Source organism: Thioclava sp. NG1 (assembly GCF_003122275.1).
Lineage (GTDB): Bacteria > Pseudomonadota > Alphaproteobacteria > Rhodobacterales > Rhodobacteraceae > Thioclava > Thioclava nitratireducens.
Map to the genome: position 1 here is coordinate 412,829 of NZ_QFBB01000001.1, position 16,213 is coordinate 429,041.

16 protein-coding genes are annotated in these 16,213 nt (G+C 64.4%); 7 read left to right on the plus strand and 9 right to left on the minus strand.

The window, feature by feature from the left end; genetic code table 11:
• Window positions 1–56: 56 nt before the first annotated feature.
• The gene (locus tag DEM26_RS01960; protein ID WP_075773971.1) at window positions 57–389 is read left to right on the plus strand and encodes an ArsR/SmtB family transcription factor; all 333 of its coding nucleotides are present in this window, start codon (window positions 57–59) and stop codon (window positions 387–389) included.
• A gap of 99 nt (window positions 390–488) precedes the next feature.
• On the opposite strand, the gene DEM26_RS01965 is transcribed toward DEM26_RS01960, so the two are convergent.
• Genes DEM26_RS01965 through DEM26_RS01975 form a run of 3 tightly spaced genes read right to left on the minus strand, consistent with a single transcriptional unit; the run spans window position 489 to window position 2,829 of the window.
• Window positions 489–1,265, minus strand: a complete 777-nt coding sequence (locus tag DEM26_RS01965; RefSeq protein WP_233242992.1) for a lysophospholipid acyltransferase family protein — start codon at window positions 1,263–1,265, stop codon at window positions 489–491.
• Window positions 1,265–2,149, minus strand: a complete 885-nt coding sequence (locus DEM26_RS01970; RefSeq protein WP_088722625.1) for a cell division protein FtsX — start codon at window positions 2,147–2,149, stop codon at window positions 1,265–1,267. The genes DEM26_RS01965 and DEM26_RS01970 overlap by 1 nt, the downstream gene beginning before the upstream one ends.
• 8 nt (window positions 2,150–2,157) lie before the next feature.
• Window positions 2,158–2,829, minus strand: a complete 672-nt coding sequence (locus DEM26_RS01975) for a cell division ATP-binding protein FtsE (protein WP_075773969.1) — start codon at window positions 2,827–2,829, stop codon at window positions 2,158–2,160.
• 138 nt (window positions 2,830–2,967) lie between these two features.
• Between DEM26_RS01975 and DEM26_RS01980 the strand changes: the two genes are divergently transcribed.
• Entirely contained in the window at window positions 2,968–4,080 is a 1,113-nt protein-coding gene (locus tag DEM26_RS01980) for a zinc-ribbon domain-containing protein (protein WP_109171589.1), read from the plus strand.
• Window positions 4,081–4,133: 53 nt separating this feature from the next.
• Here the strand turns inward: DEM26_RS01980 and DEM26_RS01985 are convergent, their stop codons facing one another.
• Genes DEM26_RS01985 through argH form a run of 5 tightly spaced genes read right to left on the minus strand, consistent with a single transcriptional unit; the run spans window position 4,134 to window position 9,924 of the window.
• Window positions 4,134–6,923, minus strand: coding sequence for a DUF4175 domain-containing protein (locus tag DEM26_RS01985; protein ID WP_233242993.1), 2,790 nt, complete (start codon window positions 6,921–6,923; stop codon window positions 4,134–4,136).
• A gap of 39 nt (window positions 6,924–6,962) precedes the next feature.
• Window positions 6,963–8,228 (minus strand): diaminopimelate decarboxylase, encoded by a 1,266-nt coding sequence (gene lysA / locus DEM26_RS01990; protein WP_088719544.1) that lies wholly within the window; start codon window positions 8,226–8,228, stop codon window positions 6,963–6,965.
• 12 nt (window positions 8,229–8,240) lie between these two features.
• On the minus strand, window positions 8,241–8,366 hold the full coding sequence (locus DEM26_RS20785; protein WP_255415012.1) for a hypothetical protein: 126 nt from the start codon (window positions 8,364–8,366) through the stop codon (window positions 8,241–8,243).
• The gene (locus DEM26_RS20295) at window positions 8,363–8,521 is read right to left on the minus strand and encodes a hypothetical protein (RefSeq protein WP_157771608.1); all 159 of its coding nucleotides are present in this window, start codon (window positions 8,519–8,521) and stop codon (window positions 8,363–8,365) included. The genes DEM26_RS20785 and DEM26_RS20295 overlap by 4 nt, the downstream gene beginning before the upstream one ends.
• Window positions 8,518–9,924 (minus strand): argininosuccinate lyase, encoded by a 1,407-nt coding sequence (argH, locus tag DEM26_RS01995; RefSeq protein WP_088722305.1) that lies wholly within the window; start codon window positions 9,922–9,924, stop codon window positions 8,518–8,520. Before argH ends, DEM26_RS20295 begins: the two co-directional genes overlap by 4 nt.
• Window positions 9,925–9,951: 27 nt before the next feature.
• Between argH and DEM26_RS02000 the strand changes: the two genes are divergently transcribed.
• On the plus strand, window positions 9,952–10,500 hold the full coding sequence (locus tag DEM26_RS02000) for a TlpA family protein disulfide reductase (protein ID WP_088725445.1): 549 nt from the start codon (window positions 9,952–9,954) through the stop codon (window positions 10,498–10,500).
• Window positions 10,501–10,780: 280 nt separating this feature from the next.
• On the opposite strand, the gene DEM26_RS02005 is transcribed toward DEM26_RS02000, so the two are convergent.
• Window positions 10,781–12,028, minus strand: a complete 1,248-nt coding sequence (locus DEM26_RS02005) for a PAS domain-containing protein (protein ID WP_109171590.1) — start codon at window positions 12,026–12,028, stop codon at window positions 10,781–10,783.
• A gap of 198 nt (window positions 12,029–12,226) precedes the next feature.
• Between DEM26_RS02005 and DEM26_RS02010 the strand changes: the two genes are divergently transcribed.
• The 4 genes from DEM26_RS02010 (at window position 12,227) to yddG (ending at window position 16,178) form a co-directional block, all read left to right on the plus strand.
• On the plus strand, window positions 12,227–13,045 hold the full coding sequence (locus DEM26_RS02010; RefSeq protein ID WP_109171671.1) for an EAL domain-containing protein: 819 nt from the start codon (window positions 12,227–12,229) through the stop codon (window positions 13,043–13,045).
• 141 nt (window positions 13,046–13,186) lie between these two features.
• Window positions 13,187–14,362 carry an acetyl-CoA C-acetyltransferase gene (locus DEM26_RS02015; protein ID WP_075773962.1) on the plus strand — a complete coding sequence of 392 codons (1,176 nt, stop codon included), beginning with the start codon at window positions 13,187–13,189 and terminating at the stop codon, window positions 14,360–14,362.
• Window positions 14,363–14,467: 105 nt separating this feature from the next.
• On the plus strand, window positions 14,468–15,190 hold the full coding sequence (locus DEM26_RS02020; RefSeq protein ID WP_075773961.1) for a beta-ketoacyl-ACP reductase: 723 nt from the start codon (window positions 14,468–14,470) through the stop codon (window positions 15,188–15,190).
• A gap of 67 nt (window positions 15,191–15,257) precedes the next feature.
• A complete protein-coding gene (gene yddG / locus DEM26_RS02025; RefSeq protein ID WP_088725444.1) occupies window positions 15,258–16,178 on the plus strand; it encodes an aromatic amino acid exporter YddG in 921 nt (306 codons plus the stop codon).
• The last annotated feature ends 35 nt before the right edge of the window (window positions 16,179–16,213 follow it).

Consider the following 16,213-nt stretch of genomic DNA (forward strand, 5'->3'; position numbering starts at 1 on the left):
AAATTGTTGAACCTCCACATACTCGACACAGCCGATGGTTCAAGTATTGTCGAACCATGAGCACACCCCCCGAACTTCCTCACCCGCCCGCAGACTCGCTGTCGCTGTCGCAAGTGCTCTTCGCGCTCAGTGATCCGGCGCGGCGCGAAATCGCCCGCAACCTGCGCGAGGGCCCGCTTGAAGCCGCCGCCTGCAGCTCTGCGGGCGCGGGCGTTCCGAAATCTACGAAATCCCATATTCTCAAGGTCTTGCGGGAATCCGGCGTAATACGGAACGAGCCGAATCCGAACGGCCGCGGCCGCCTTCTCACCCTGCGCCGGGACGACCTCGAAGCGCGCTTCCCCGGCCTGATCGACCCGATCCTCGACGCCGATCTACGCGAGGGATGATCACGCCAACGTGTTCCGCGCCCGCGCTTCGCGGCGCCGCCGCACCTCTTCCTCTTGGCTAAAATATCCCCGCCGGAGGCTCCCTCCCCCGCCATCCACTCAGGGCTTCGGCAGCTCGAACCCGGCCTCCGCCATGAGCGCATCGGAGCGCGGCTCCACCACCGCTTCGACCGCCGCCAACGTCTGTGGTGCCGAGCCAGCCGCGTCGATCACCGGCAGGAACTCGGTCACCGCCACGCCCGAGCGAATCGGCCAGCCTCGCTTGTTCCAGAACAGCCCGGCATTGGTCGCGGCGGGCACGACCGGCAGCTTCGTGGCCTCCGCCACCACCCCCACGCCCTGCTTGTAACGGCGTCTCTCGCCCGGCGGCACGCGCGTGCCCTCGGGATAGATGATCAGTTGGCCCAGCCCATGCGTCGCACGCGCCTCTTCGACCGCCCCAAGCATCACCTTCATCGCCTCCGACCCCTTGGAGCGATCGATCGGAATGCAGCCCGCCTTGTGCGCGAACCAGCCCATCACCGGCACGTTCAACAGCGCCTTCTTCATCACGAAAGCCCGGCGCGGCAGGTGATTGGCGAGGATAAGGATGTCGAAAAAGCTCTGATGCTTGGCCGCGATGATGCAGTCGCCCTGCGGCGGCGTGCCGCGCAACTCGTAGCGCAAACCCAGATAGACGCGCGCCATCGTCAACAGATGCTGCGTCCAGATCCCGGCCACGCGATGCACCCCGTCCCGCCCCTTTGGCAGCACCTGAAACACAAGGCCCCACGCCCCGATCAGCACCGTCGCGAGCGCAATGTGGACGTAGTAAACTCCGGTCATCACATGGGTCAGCGGCGTGACCTTTCCGGGTCGGTGCGAAGGATCGGACATCAGCGAAGTCTCCTGAGCATACGCAGCGCGGCGAAACGCGTGGCGGCAAAGGCCACGATCGCGGCGATCGGCGGAATGATCAATGGCCAGAGCCATGCGGCCCCGGAAAAGCCCAGGCCGGTGAGAAAGCCGCCCGCGGCCTCGGTCGAGGGGAGCAGCGCCACCGCGAGCATCCCCAACACCGTGCCCGCCACCGCACCGATCAGCCCGCGCGTGGTGAACCGGCGCACGAAGGCCCGCGCGATGAAGGCGTCGCGCGCGCCCACAAGCCGGAGCGTCGCGATCACCTGACCATTCGCGGCCAGCGCGGCCTGCGCGGCAAGCGTGATCATCCCCGCCATCGCGCCGAAGATCAGCAGCAGCGAGAGCAGCCCCAGCGTCCGGATCCGCTGCGCGGCGGCCACCAGCGGGCGCCGCCAGCGGGTATGGTCGTCGAAGATCGCGCCGGGCGCTTCAGCCTGCAGCCGCAGCCGCAGCCCCTCGGCATCGACGCCCGCGCCGGTCTCGGTCACTGCGATCAGCTTCGGCAACGGCAACGCATCCACCGGCAGATCGGGACCGAACCACGGCTTCAGCAGCCCCTTCATCTCGTCATCGCCCAACACCCGCGACGAGGCGACACCCGGCGTCGTCTTCAGCACCTCCTGCACGGCGGCGACCTGCGCATCCATCTGCTCGGGCGGGGCGGAGATGCGGATCGTGGCGGACCGCGCGAGGCTATCCGCCCAGCGATCGGCAAGCCGCCCGGTCGCCAGCGACAGAGCGAGCGCAAAAACCGCCAGAAACGCCATCGCGGCGGCCGTGAACAGGGTCAGCCGCGCGGTAAACCCGGTCGGCGGCACGACACGATCCGGCCCTGTGGTCTCGGATGCGAATGTCAGCATGGTCAGCTTCACAGATCGGCCCCCGCCGTATGCAGATGGCGCTTCGCGATCCGCAGCACCCGCGCCGAGACCTGCGGCTTCGCCTGCCGGATCAGGTTCAGATCGTGGGTCGCGATCACCACCGTCTTGCCCATCTTGTTCAGCTCGACCAGCAAAGACAGCAGCCGCAGCGACATCTCCCAATCGAGGTTCCCCGTCGGCTCGTCCGCAAGGATCACGTCGGGCGACATGATGACGGCCCGCGCCAATGCAACCCGTTGGCGCTCCCCGCCCGACAGCTGCGGCGGCAGCGCATTTGCCTGCCGCTTCAGCCCGACCCACGCCAGCAATTCGCGCAGCTGGGTCATGTCGGGGGTGCGGCGATTGACCGTCATCGGCAGCGCCACGTTTTCCTCCACCGAGAGGTGATCGAGGAACTGGCAGTCCTGGTGCACGACACCGATACGCTGGCGCAGCCCCGCGATTTCGTCGCGGCTCATCGTGCGCACATCCTTGCCGAACAGAGACAAATGACCCGCCGTCGGCAGCAGCTCCGCGTAGCACAATTTGAGAAATGTGGTCTTCCCCGCGCCCGACGGCCCGGTGAGAAAATGAAATGACCCTGGGGCAAGCGTCAGGGACATATCGCTCAATAGCTCCGCCCCGCTATAGCTCATCGCCACATTTTGCAGCTCGATCACTGCCAGCCCCTCTATTTGGTGCGCGTTTCGCGAATTAAGCGGCCCAAATCATTTGGACATTCCGCCCGCGCTTGCTACAACATAAGACAGTGGTTGGCCAGAACGGCAAAACGCCAACACGGGCAGGGATGGGACAATATGCGGTTGGTTTGCCCCAATTGCGGTGCGCAATACGAAGTGGATGACGCCGTCATCCCAGACGGCGGACGGGATGTGCAATGCTCCAATTGCGGGCATGGCTGGTTCCAGCCGAGCAAGGATATGCTCTCTGCCGACAGCGACCCGACAGGCCCTGCGGCCCCGCCGGCAGGCTGGGATCCGGATCCCGACACCGAAACGGCCTCAGAACCCGAAACCTCCCGAGCCGAGACAGAGGCGCCCGTTGCCTCAAAGGCGACCGAGGAGCCGTCCGAGCCCGCGCCGATGCCGGAGCCCGAACAGCAACCCAGCCACGACACGGCGACCCATCTGCCCGAGCCCGAGCCGGTGGTGACGCAGCAAAGCGACGATGATACCGATGCAGCCGTCGCGGCGATGGTCGCGGCGCCGGAGGCCGAGGAAGATGACGAGGACGAGCCGGGCCTAGGCCCCGCCCCGCGCGTCGGGGCCAAACCGCGCAAACCGCTCGATGACGGGCTCCTGTCGATCCTGCGCGAAGAGGCCGAGCGCGAAGCCGCGCAGCGCCGCGCCGAAGGCTCGAGCGAATTGCAGACGCAAGAGGAGCTGAACCTCGAAGAACGCGAAACCAGCGAAGATGCTGAACGCGCCGCAGAGGCCGCCGCCGCCGATCTGGCGCGCCGTCGCAAACGCGCACAGGATTTTTCCGACCTCCGCGATCCCGACGCCGAGCGCGAAGAAGATCGCGTGGCCGACCTGCTCGGCGAGGACGATGAGGACCTGCAGACGATCCGCGGGCGCGAACGCCTGCCCGATATCGACGAGATCAATTCGACCCTCACCGCGACCTCCGATCGCGAAGGCGACAGCGTCGCCGAATTCTCGCCGGAGATGGCGCGCCGCCGTCGCTCTGGCTTCAGCCGGGGCTTCATCTTCGTGATGGCCGTGACTGCGGTCTTGGCGCTGCTCTATGCTTTCGCGCCGGACATCGCAGCGAAGGTCCCGGCGCTGAAATCGCCGCTGACGCAATATGTCGTCGCGGTGGACGAGGGGCGCATCTGGCTCGACGACCAGCTCCAAATCCTCACCCATCGCCTCTCGCCCGAGACGGCCTCGGACGGCTTCACCGAATAAGTTTTCCTAATATTTCGACGCCGCGCATAAGTTGAACTTATGCGCGCCCGGCATCAGCCCGCATTCGAGAACTGATCGAGCAGCCGCTTGAGGTAATCCAATTCTTCCTCGGGGCGCAGACGATCGGCCGAGCGGCGCCGGATTTCATCGAGCAGGTCCTGCGCCCGGCGATAGACATCCTCGCCGTTGAGCATCTGACGATCCGTGCCGAGCTGGTTGCCCTCGCCCTGCGCCCGGCCCAGCGGATCGCGTGGCATCTCGCGCCCACCGAGTTGTCCAGGTTGGCCCGCCTGCTGATTGCCCTGCTGGCCGGGCTGCTGACCGTCGCGGCGCGCCTGTTCGTTGCGCATCGCCTCGCCCAACGCGCGCATCCCTTCGCGCAGCGCCTCGATCGCGTCGGCTTGACGGTCGATCGCCGCCGAATTGTCCCCCTCGCGCAGGGCCTGCTCGGCCTGATCCATCGCGCGCCCCGCATCGTCGAAACGCTTCTCGGCCTGCTGGCCCGCCTCGTTGCCAAAGCCCGGCAGCAGCCCGCGCTGGCGGTCGAGTTCGCGGCGGAGCGCACGTTGGCGATCCGCGAGGCTCTGGCCGTCCACACCGCCCTGCCCGCCGTTCATGCCGGGCTGGTCGCCCTGCCCCTGGCCGTCGCGCTGCGCTTGTCCGTCCTGGCCTTGGCCGGGCTGGTTGCCGGGCTGCTGGCCCTGACCTTGTCGGCCTTGCTCACCCTGCTGGCCTTGTTGCCCCTGCTGACCTTGCTGCTGACCCTGTTGCCCTTGCTGACCTTCTTGGCCCTGCTGACCTTCTTGGCCCTGCTGACCGTTCTCGGCCTGCTGCTGGCGCTCCTCCGGGGTCATGAACTGGTCCTGCAGGTCGCGGAACGCGTCGTCCGAAAGCTCCTGCTGCTTGCGCAAGGTGTCCTGCATGTCGCGCATCGCCTGACCACCGGGCATGTCGCCCTGACCGTTCTGGCCCTGCTGGACCTTGAGGTTCTCCATCATCCGCGAGAGCTGATCGAGCAATTCCTGCGCCTCGGCCATCCGGCCTTCCTCCATCAGCTTCTGGATCTGGTCCATCATCTGCTGGATCTGGTCGCCGGTTATCTGCTGTCCCTGCTGCGGTTGCTGCCCAAATTGCGGACCCTGATCCTGCTGTTGCGAGCGTTCGGCGAGCATGCGGATGTAATTGTCGGTGGCCTGTTTCAGCTCCTGCATGAGCTTGGCGATTTCGTCCTTGGAGGCCCCGTTGCGGATCGCTTCGGAAAGCTTCTCCTGCGCCTTCTGCATCGCGGCCAACGCATCGGCCAAGCCGCCATCTTCGACAAGCTCCGCCATCTTCCACAGCGCCTCGGCGATCTCGTCGCGGGCCTCGGGGGACAGGTCGGGATCGTCGAGCCGCCCGATCACGAGGCGGATCATCAGATACACCTCCTCGCGCTTGATGAAGCCCTCGTGCCGGTTCGAGATCGCGCGGAGAAGCTGATCGGCATAGCCGCGGTTGTCGCGCGACCACAGCAGATCGCGGCGCACCTCAATCAGCGCGGCGGCGAGCGGGTCGAAGAAGCGCTTGCCGGGCAGGATGATTTCCTGCGTGCCGGAGGTGCCGGTCTGGCCGCGCCCGTCCTCGACATCGAGCGTAAGCTTCACCGGCAGGTTCGCCCAAGGATGCTTCGCGGCATCCTCGACAAGGCTCTCGGTGAAATCGGCGCGCGAGCCGGAAATCGGCAGCGGCAGATCATAGATCAGATCGTCTCGCGGCTCGGGCGGGATCTGCAGACCGTAGCGGCGATCGACCTTCGCCAGATCGAGCGAGATCACCGCATGGCCCTTGGTCACGGCGTAGTCGTCCTGCGCGGTGAAGGGCAGGCTCAGCTTACCATCGGCGCGGCGGTCGGGGGTACCGGCCAGCGCGACCGAGGGCGCCTCGTCGGGGCGCACCACCACGTTGAAGCGGCGCGCGGCGGGGCCCTTGAACTCCAAAAGCCCGTCGCGGACCGCTTCGAATTCGTGGGTCTCGATGCCGCTGGCGGTCTGCGCCGCGCCCTGTTCGGGCAGCGCGGCCGGATTCGAAACGCTCTCGGAAAAGCCGATCGCGCCGGACGAGCCGTACAGCCGGATCGAGAAACGGGTGCCCTCGGGCACGATCAGTTCGTCGCCCTCGACCTTGTTCAGATAGAGCCCCGGCTTGCCGGTATAGCGCGGCGGCGCGGCCCAGCCTTCCCAGCTCGGTCCCATCGCGGCCTCGGCAGAGCCTGCAGGCGTCGGCAGCCCCTCGGTCGGATGCAACAGTCGCTGCGGCACCCCGAAGATCACCGCGACGACCAAGGCCGTGAGCGCAGTCAAACGCAGTGCATAAGGATCACGGCGGGCGAGATCGGGTTTCGGCCGCGGCGCGCGGGCGGCTTGCGCGGCTTTCGCCATGCGCCGCAGATGCGCCATCCAGAGCGCGCGGGCTGCGGGATCGTTCTGCCCCAGCGCCATTTCGTCGGTCAGCGCGGAAAGTGGGCGGCCCGGCAACGTCGCATCGAGACGCGCGATCGCATCGGTCCGGCGCGGCCAACGCATCCGCCACGCGCCCCAGCCCAAAGCCACGAGCGACGCGATCAGCGCGACCAGCCAGAACCAGCGCCCGCCCGGCCCCAGATAGGCGGGCAGCGCGAAGGCGATGGCGGTGGCGATCAGCGCGAGAACGGAGAGAAGCGGCCAGAAGGCGGCCAGCCCTCGCTCGAAGATCATCCCGGCATGAGTCAGCAAAATAGGCCGGGCGAGCGGGGCCAGAGCGGCCTGCCCGTCCTCCTTCGTCGCGGTATCGCGCGAAGCTTTGCTGAACCAGTTCCTGACCGGCATTCTCTCCCTATCCGTCGGCCCTGATTCCCTTCCTACGGATCAGAGCCACTCCGGGATCGTATCGCGGGAGAGCATTTCCTCAAAGCTCGGTCTTGCCCGAATGAGAGCGAATTCGCCCCCCCGCACCAGAACCTCGGGGATCAGCGGGCGGGAATTGTATTCCGACGACATGACCGCGCCGTAGGCCCCCGCCGAGCGGAAGGCGACCAGATCGCCCGGGCCCAGCGGCGTCAGGTTGCGCGCCTTGGCGAAGGTGTCGCCGGTCTCGCATACCGGGCCGACGATGTCGTAAGGCGCGGAGTCGGTGCCCGGCTCTGGTTCGAGCACCGGGACGATATCGTGATAGGCGCCATACATCGAGGGCCGCACGAGGTCGTTCATCGCTGCGTCGAGAATGAGGAAATCGCGTCCCTCGCCCTCTTTCAGCCAGATCACCGAGGAGACCAGCAGCCCGGCATTGCCCGAGATCAGGCGGCCCGGTTCGATTTCGATCTCGCAGCCCAGATCGCCCACGGTGCGCTGGATCACCTGCCCGTATTCGATGGGCAGCGGCGGCGCGGAGTTAGAGCGCTCATAGGGAATGCCCAAGCCGCCACCGAGGTCCAGCCGACGGATATCATGGCCATCCGCGCGCAACGTCTCGGTCAGTTCGCGGACCTTCAGAAAAGCCGCCTCGAACGGCTCCAGATCGGTCAGCTGCGAGCCGATATGCACATCGATGCCGACGACATCGATGCCCGGCAGCTTCGCAGCCTCGGCATAGACCGCGCGCGCCTTGGCGATCGGGATGCCGAACTTGTTCTCGGATTTCCCGGTCGCGATCTTCTCATGGGTCTTCGCGTCGACATCCGGGTTCACCCGCAGCGCGATCGGCGCGGTCACGCCCATCGACGCGGCAATCTCGGAAATCGCCAGTAGCTCCGGCTCGGATTCGACATTGAACTGGCGGATGCCGTTTTCGAGAACGTAGGCGATCTCCTCGCGGGTCTTGCCCACGCCCGAGAACACCACCCGCTCGCCCGGCACGCCAGCCGCCCGCGCACGGCGATATTCACCGCCCGAAACCACGTCCATCCCCGCGCCGAGATCGCCCAGCACCTTCAGTACGGCGAGGTTCGAGTTCGACTTGATCGCGAAGCAGATCAGGTGTTCGGTCCAGCCAAGCGCCTCTTCGAACAGCTTGAAATGCCTCTCCAGCGTGGCGGTCGAATAGACGTAGAACGGCGTGCCCACGGCCGCCGCAATCTCGGGGATCGGCACATCCTCTGCATGAAGGACGCCGTCGCGATAAAGGAAATGATCCATGAGAGGTCTCGATTACTGGGCCGAAGCCTGCTGGGATTGCGCGCTGTCCGCCTCGGACGGAGGAACGGGCGGGCCGTCGACACCGCAGGCAGCGAGCGAAAGAAGAAGCGTCAGGGCGAGGGTCAGGGTCTTGGTCATGGAGTCACCGACAGCGTCATGATGCCGACACGCGCCGTCGCGGCGGGATAGACTTTGATGCCGTCACGATTGATGCCGACATGCGTATGCAAGGCCGGGTCGGCGGCGCAGCCGCCAAGAAGGCCGATCAGCACGAAAGGGACCGCAAAGTTCATCCAAGCAGTTCCTTCCAGCGGGCGACCTGCGCGCGCACCTGATCGGGCGCGGTGCCCCCGTAAGACTGACGCGAGGCGACCGAGTTGTGAACCCCGAGCACGTCGAACACGCTCTCGGTGATCGCCGGGTTAACCGATTGCATCTGCTCGAGGCTCAGATCGGGCAGATCGCAGCCCTGCTCCTCGGCCATCGCGACCAGCGAACCGGTGACATGGTGAGCGTCGCGGAACGGTAGCCCCGCCTCGCGCACCAGCCAGTCGGCCAGATCAGTCGCGGTGGAGAACCCGCCCGAGGCCGCGGCCTCCAGCTTGTCGGCATTGACGGTCATGTCGCCGATCATCCCGGCCATCGCGGCGAGCGCGAGCATCAGGTTGTCGGCGGCGTCGAAGACCTGTTCCTTGTCTTCCTGCATATCCTTGGAATAGGCGAGCGGTAGCCCTTTCATCACGGTGAACAGCGCGACCGACGCCCCGAGGATGCGTCCGATTTTGGCGCGGATCAGTTCTGCCGCGTCCGGGTTGCGTTTCTGCGGCATGATCGACGAGCCCGTCGACCACTTGTCCGACATCGCGACGAAACGGAACTGCGCGGAGGACCAGATCACCAGTTCTTCGGCTAGGCGCGACATGTGCACCGCGCAAATCGCAGAGGCCGACAGGAACTCCAGCGCGAAATCGCGATCCGACACCGCGTCGAGCGAGTTCGCCATCGGCCGATCGAAACCGAGCGCCTCGGCCGTGGCATGACGGTCGATCGGGAAACCTGTGCCAGCAAGCGCCGCCGCCCCTAGAGGAGATTCGTTCATCCGTTTGCGCGCATCAGTGAACCGGGATTTGTCGCGCGCGAACATCTCGACATAGGCCATCATGTGGTGGCCGAAAGTCACCGGCTGCGCGGTCTGCAGATGGGTGAAGCCGGGCATGACCCAATCGGCGCCTTCCTCGGCCCGGGTCAGCGCGGCGCGGATCAGCGTGTCGAGACCCGAGATCGCGGCGTCGCATTGTTCGCGCACCCAGAGGCGGAAATCGGTCGCGACCTGATCGTTGCGCGATCGCGCCGTGTGCAGCCGCCCCGCCGGTTCGCCAATGACCTCTTTCAGCCGCGCCTCGACATTCATGTGGATGTCTTCGAGCGCGGTCGAGAACGGAAAGCCGCCCGCTTCGATCTCGGACAAGACGGTGAGCAAACCTTCCCCGATCGCCTCGGCATCCTTGTCGCTGATGATGCCCTGCGCAGCGAGCATCGCGGCGTGGGCCCGGCTGCCGCGAATGTCCTGCGCGTAGAGCCGCTGATCATACCCGATCGAGGCGTTGATCGCCTCCATGATCGCATCAGGCCCCGCGGCGAAACGCCCGCCCCACATCGCGTTGGAGGACTTGTTCTCGTCGGTCTGATCGGTCATGGTCGAAGGCCCTTGCTAGGAGGCTATATGTTACGGTTTCTCGTCCTTTATACGGCGCTGGCGCTGGGTGCAAATGTTGCGCAGGCCGCGGATCTCGATGCGATTAAATCGGGGCAGATGGAATCCCTCGTTACCTATGACGAACCGCTGCCGCTGCCGCCCTTCACGGTGACCGATGAAAGCGGCGACGAGAATTCGATGAAAGATTTCGAAGGCAAGGTTGTGCTGATCAATTTCTGGGCGACGTGGTGTCCGCCCTGCCGCGAGGAGATGCCTTCGCTGAATGCGCTGCAAAAAGAGTTCGGCGAAGATGGGTTTCAGGTGATGACGATCGCCACGGGCGGATCGAACTCGCCCGAGAAAGTCGCCGCCTTCTTCGACAAGGAAGGCATAGACGTCTTGCCCCGTTTCCACGACGACGCCAATTTCGCCGCCCGCGCGATGGGAGTGCTGGGACTGCCGGTTTCGGTTCTGGTCGACAAAAACGGCCACGAGGTTGCACGAATGATCGGCGGGGCGGAATGGGATTCGCCCGAGGCGAAGAAGGTCATTCAGGCATTGATCGACGAGGATTGAGGCGCGATGACGCCGTGACGCGTGTGGTTTAAGGCGAACCGCTGCGCCATCGCGGTATTCTCGTAGATGCTGTGCTGCGCATTTATACAGTACTTCGCATATACTGTACTTCGCATTCCACCTCACATGGCGCATGCGTTCGGACACCCGATGGCGCCCCGTGGGCTCCGCGCTTCGCGAAACCTCGCGTATTTTCTTTGAGCGATGTGGCACTGCTAGTGCCACATCGCTCTGGACGCTTCATGGCCGTGATGGCACAGCCATAAGCCCTAAGACACGCTCATGCCGCGGTTCTTTCGGCTCGGAGGTAGCGCCCTAACCAATGCTCGATCTCTTCGGATAGAGAAAGGATAGCCTCGAGCCGTCCCTTGATGTCGTCATGGAAGCTGTCGAGTTGGTCTATTGTGGCCGCGAGCCCACCGTTGGTATCCCGCATGCGCCCGCACTCGACCCGCCCGAGAACCCGGATCGTGTCGAGCCCGAGCAACTGGCGACGAAGATCTCGACTTTGGTCCATCATATCGTCAGCGAGTTCCGCCGCTTGGCGCATCGCGGCATTCGCATCGGCAGTGCCCCTGACGACGAGAGACTGAAGTAATGTGCGCTCCTCGTCGCGGGTATGACCTTCGCGAGGTTGGCTAGGCTGCGCCTCTTCGCCCATGAAATTTTCGCTCATCTCGTTGAGAACACGAGCGCATCCTAGTTGAAACACGGCGCGCGCAACCTGGTAGGCCATCTGGCCACAAAGATTGTCGCGGCCGGCGACGAATTTGCGCAGCCGTTCCGAAATAACGGCAGACGAGGCTTTGTAATTTTCCGAGATTGCGGACACAGGCCCCCCGGATGGTTCCAACCGCGAAGCGACAATCCGCATATTGTTGGGCACGGATTGCAGCGCCTCGAAACTGCGCAAAAGTCCGAATTGTTCCTTCGTTAGCCGTCCCATCGCGGTGTTCAACTCGGCCAGCATCCGCGTATTCTCATCGGCAGTTCGATCGAGGCGGCGATCCCGTTCGGTCAGTTCAAGCGCCAGAGCATAGGCCATGAAGGCAGTGTAGTTGGAGTAGCCGCCACGCTCTGCGAAATCGCGAAGCAGACCCGCGCTCTCCCCCGGGTCGAGGGCCTCTGCCCGCTCGCGCGCAGAGAGCTCGCGATAGAATGAATGAATCCGATCGGAGAGGTCGCTCGTCGGCTTCAGCCGGACGGAAACATAACCGCGCTCGATTGGCATGACGACCGCGAACACCCAGTACCAACCGCCACCTTTCGCCCTGTTTTTCACATAGGCGCCCATGGGATAGCCCTCTTTGATCGCATCCCACAGCACCCGGAACACCGCGCGCGGCGTATCGGGGTGGCGCACGATCTTATGCGGGGCACCGATCATCTCGGACCACTCGAAGCCCGCGGTGCGGCGAAAAATTTCGTTACCCGATTGGATGACACCGCGCGTGTCGGTGCGCGAGTAGAACAATTCTTCCAGCGCGAAAGGCACCTCGCTGGTACCGCGCATTTCCGGCTGCCCCATTTTCGTTATCGCCCATTCTGTTCCATCAAGACTCAGCCTAGGCAACCGGCGGTTACGAACGGCTTAACGCTGCAGAAGAATTTTTTGTTAACCACGAGTCCGATGCCTTTCCCCCTCTTTACCGCTTCTTAGGCACTTGCGGGGATGCTTGTTGCGAAGGTGAAGGAGGGGCACATGACGATTCGAAACGCGAAAGCCATGCCCGTGCATCGTGACGAAGACAGCCCACTGAGCTTCGCGGCTGCGGAGCAAAGACGACAGTCCATTACCATGGTGCACGCGGCGATCGATAGGCACGACGTCATGCTGGCCTTTCAACCCGTAATCCAAACCTGTCGTCCCGACCGTCCTGCCTTCTATGAAGGGCTGATCCGTGTGCTCGACGACCGCGGGCGGATTATCCCGGCCAAAGATTTCATGGACGCGATCGAACGCACGGAGGTCGGGCGAAAGCTCGACTGCCTCTCGCTCGAACTCGGTTTAAAGGCGCTTCTCGGGCAACCGGATCTGCGCCTTTCGGTCAACATGTCGGCGCGCTCTATCGGCTACGCGCCGTGGACCAAGGTGCTCAATCGCGGCCTCGCACTCGATGAAACGGTCGCCGATCGCCTCATACTCGAAATTACCGAAAGCTCGGCCATGGAAATGCCTGAGCTGGTCAGCATCTTCATGGAGGACCTGCAGGCCCGAGGTGTCAGTTTCGCGCTCGACGATTTCGGGGCGGGCTACACCTCCTTCCGCTACCTTAGGGATTTCTACTTCGACATCATCAAGGTCGACGGTCAGTTCATTCGCGGCATCTCCCACGATCCGGACAATCAGGCGTTGACGAAATCGCTGCTCGATGTAGCGCGCCATTTTGAGATGTTCACGATCGCCGAAGCGGTCGAGTCGCTGGAGGATGCCGAATATCTGGCGAGCCTCGGCATCGATTGCATGCAGGGCTATTACTTTGGCGCGCCGACGATCCACCCTCCGTGGAGCCAGACGCCCGAGCCGCAGAGAAGGCGCGCATGACCCCGGCGAAAGCGCAATAAACTTGCGCTAACAATTTCCCGAGCGACGGGATTAAGCTTGACCTCTCGCCTCCATCCGCCATGCTGCGCAGCAGCAGAACGGACGCGCTTTCGCGCCCGCTTAAGTGATGAGGAGGATCCCATGACCAATGTCGTCATCGTCTCGGCCGCGCGCACGCCCGTCGGCTCGTTTTTGGGCGCGTTCGCCAATACGCCCGCACATGACCTCGGCGCCGCCGTGATCGAGGCCGTCGTCGCCCGCGCCGGGATCGAGAAGTCCGATGTGTCCGAAACGATCCTCGGTCAGGTGCTGACCGCGGGCCAAGGCCAGAACCCCGCCCGCCAAGCCCATATCAACGCGGGCCTGCCGATCGAAAGCGCCGCCTGGTCCATCAACCAGGTCTGCGGCTCGGGCCTGCGCACCGTTGCGCTCGGCGCCCAGCATATCATGTGCGGCGATGCCGATATCGTCGTAGCCGGCGGTCAGGAAAGCATGTCGCTCAGCCCCCATGTCGCGCATCTGCGCGCGGGCCAGAAGATGGGCGACATGAAGATGATCGACTCGATGATCAAGGACGGGCTGTGGGACGCGTTCAACGGCTACCACATGGGCCAGACCGCCGAGAATGTCGCGACCCAGTGGCAGATTTCGCGCGAGCAGCAGGACGAATTCGCGCTTGCCTCGCAGAACAAGGCGGAAGCCGCGCAGAAGGCGGGTAAGTTCGCCGACGAGATCGCACCCTTCACCGTGAAGACGCGCAAGGGCGACATCGTCGTTGATCAGGACGAATATATCCGCCACGGCGCGACCATCGAGAACATGCAGAAGCTGCGCCCCGCCTTCACCAAGGACGGCTCGGTGACCGCGGGCAACGCGAGCGGCATCAACGACGGCGCGGCAGCAGTGCTGTTGATGTCGGAAGAAGAGGCCGAGAAGCGCGGCCTCACGCCGCTGGCCCGCATCGCGTCCTACGCGACTGCCGGCCTCGACCCGTCGATCATGGGCTGCGGTCCGATCCCCTCCTCTCGCAAAGCGCTGGAAAAAGCGGGCTGGAAAGCCTCCGATCTCGACCTGATCGAGGCAAACGAAGCCTTCGCGGCGCAGGCTTGCGCCGTGAACAAGGATATGGGCTGGGATGTCAGCAAGGTGAACGTCAACGGCGGCGCCATCGCCATCGGCCACCCGATCGGCGCAAGCGGCGCGCGAATCCTCAACACCCTGCTCTTCGAGATGAAGCGCCAAGGCGCGAAAAAAGGCCTCGCCACGCTCTGCATCGGCGGCGGCATGGGCGTCGCAATGTGTATTGAAGGCCTCTAACGGCAAAAAAATGCTGCATCTGCAAAAAGAGCGCGCAACTTTGTTGCGCGCTCTTGTCATTTTCGGTAACAGCGTTTCAAGGGGTAATCCATTGGAGGAGGAATCATGTCGAGAGTTGCATTGGTCACCGGCGGATCGCGCGGCATTGGCGCGGCGATCTCGAAGGCGCTTCAGGCGGCGGGCTACACGGTCGTCGCGAACTATGCCGGCAATGACGAGGCTGCGGCCAAGTTCACCGAGGAAACGGGGATCAAGACCTACAAGTGGTCGGTCGCCGATTACGACGCCTGCGCGGCGGGCATCGAGCAGATCGAATCCGAAGTCGGCCCGATCGACGTTTTGATCAACAACGCCGGCATCACGCGTGACGCGCCCTTCCACAAGATGACCCGCGAGCAGTGGAGCGAGGTGATCGACACCAACCTCAGCGGCATCTTCAACATGACCCATCCGCTCTGGACGAAGATGCGCGAGCGCAAGTTTGGCCGCGTCGTGAACATCTCCTCGATCAACGGCCAGAAGGGCCAGTTCGCGCAGGCGAACTACTCGGCAGCGAAGGCGGGCGATCTGGGTTTCACCAAAGCTCTGGCGCAGGAAGGCGCCCGCGCGGGCATCACGGTGAACGCGATCTGCCCCGGCTATATCGCAACCGAAATGGTCATGGCGGTGCCGGAGAAGGTGCGTGAGTCGATCATCGGCCAGATCCCGGTCGGGCGTCTGGGCGAGCCCGAAGAGATCGCGCGCTGCGTGGTGTTCCTCGTCTCCGACGATGCGGGCTTCATCACCGGCTCGACGATCACCGCGAATGGCGGTCAGTATTTCATCTGATTTCGCCTCTTGGCATTCTCGACGGGGGCCCGCATTTTGCGGGCCTCTTTGTTTTGGCGGGGGCAGGATGACGCGCGGCAAGGCCACTTCGATCGGGTTCACGGCAGTGTTGCTGTGGGCGCTCCTGGCGCTGTTCACCGTTGGATCGGATCCGGTGCCGCCCCTGATGCTGAACGCGCTGTGCTTCGCCCTTGGCGGCGCGGTGGGCATAATCTGGCTGTTCGCGACCGGCGCGCTAGGGCAACTGCGGCATGTCTCGTGGAAGGTCTATCTCGCCGGAACCGCGGGGCTTTTCGGATATCATTTCCTGTATTTCTCGGCGCTACGTCTCGCGCCTCCGGCCGAGGCCGGGCTAATTGCCTATCTCTGGCCGTTGCTGATCGTGCTGTTTTCCGGGCTGCTGCCCGGCGAGCGGCTGACCCTTTGGCATGTCGCGGGCGCGATACTGGCCTTCGGGGGCGCCGCGCTGATCCTGGGAGGCGGGATCTCCGCCGATCCGGAGGCGCTGCCCGGCTATGGGCTGGCGCTGATTTGCGCGCTGACATGGTCGAGCTATTCGCTGCTGTCGCGGCGCTTCGGCGCGGTGCCGACGGCGGCGGTCGCGGTCTATTGTCTGGCGAGCGCAGCGCTGTCCGCCGTCGCCCATCTGGCGCTGGAGCCAACGATCTGGCCACAAAGCGCGGTCGGCTGGGCCTCGGTGATCGGATTGGGACTGGGGCCCGTCGGGCTCGCTTTCTACACATGGGATCTTGGCGTGAAGCGCGGCGATATTCAGCTGCTAGGCACGGCTTCCTATGCGGCACCGCTGGTCTCGACGCTGGTGCTGGTCGCCGTAGGGATCGCGAGCGCGCGCCCGACCCTGCTGATTGCGGCAGCGATGATCGCCGGGGGCGCGGGGCTGGCGGCGCTTGGCGGTCGGGGTCGGCGCGCCTCGCCCCCTCCGCCGGACATGACCGGGCAAGAGATACCGCGGAAAGGTTCGGCCTGAGTAGGCGCCCTCTCGAACGGCCCCGTTATAATGAC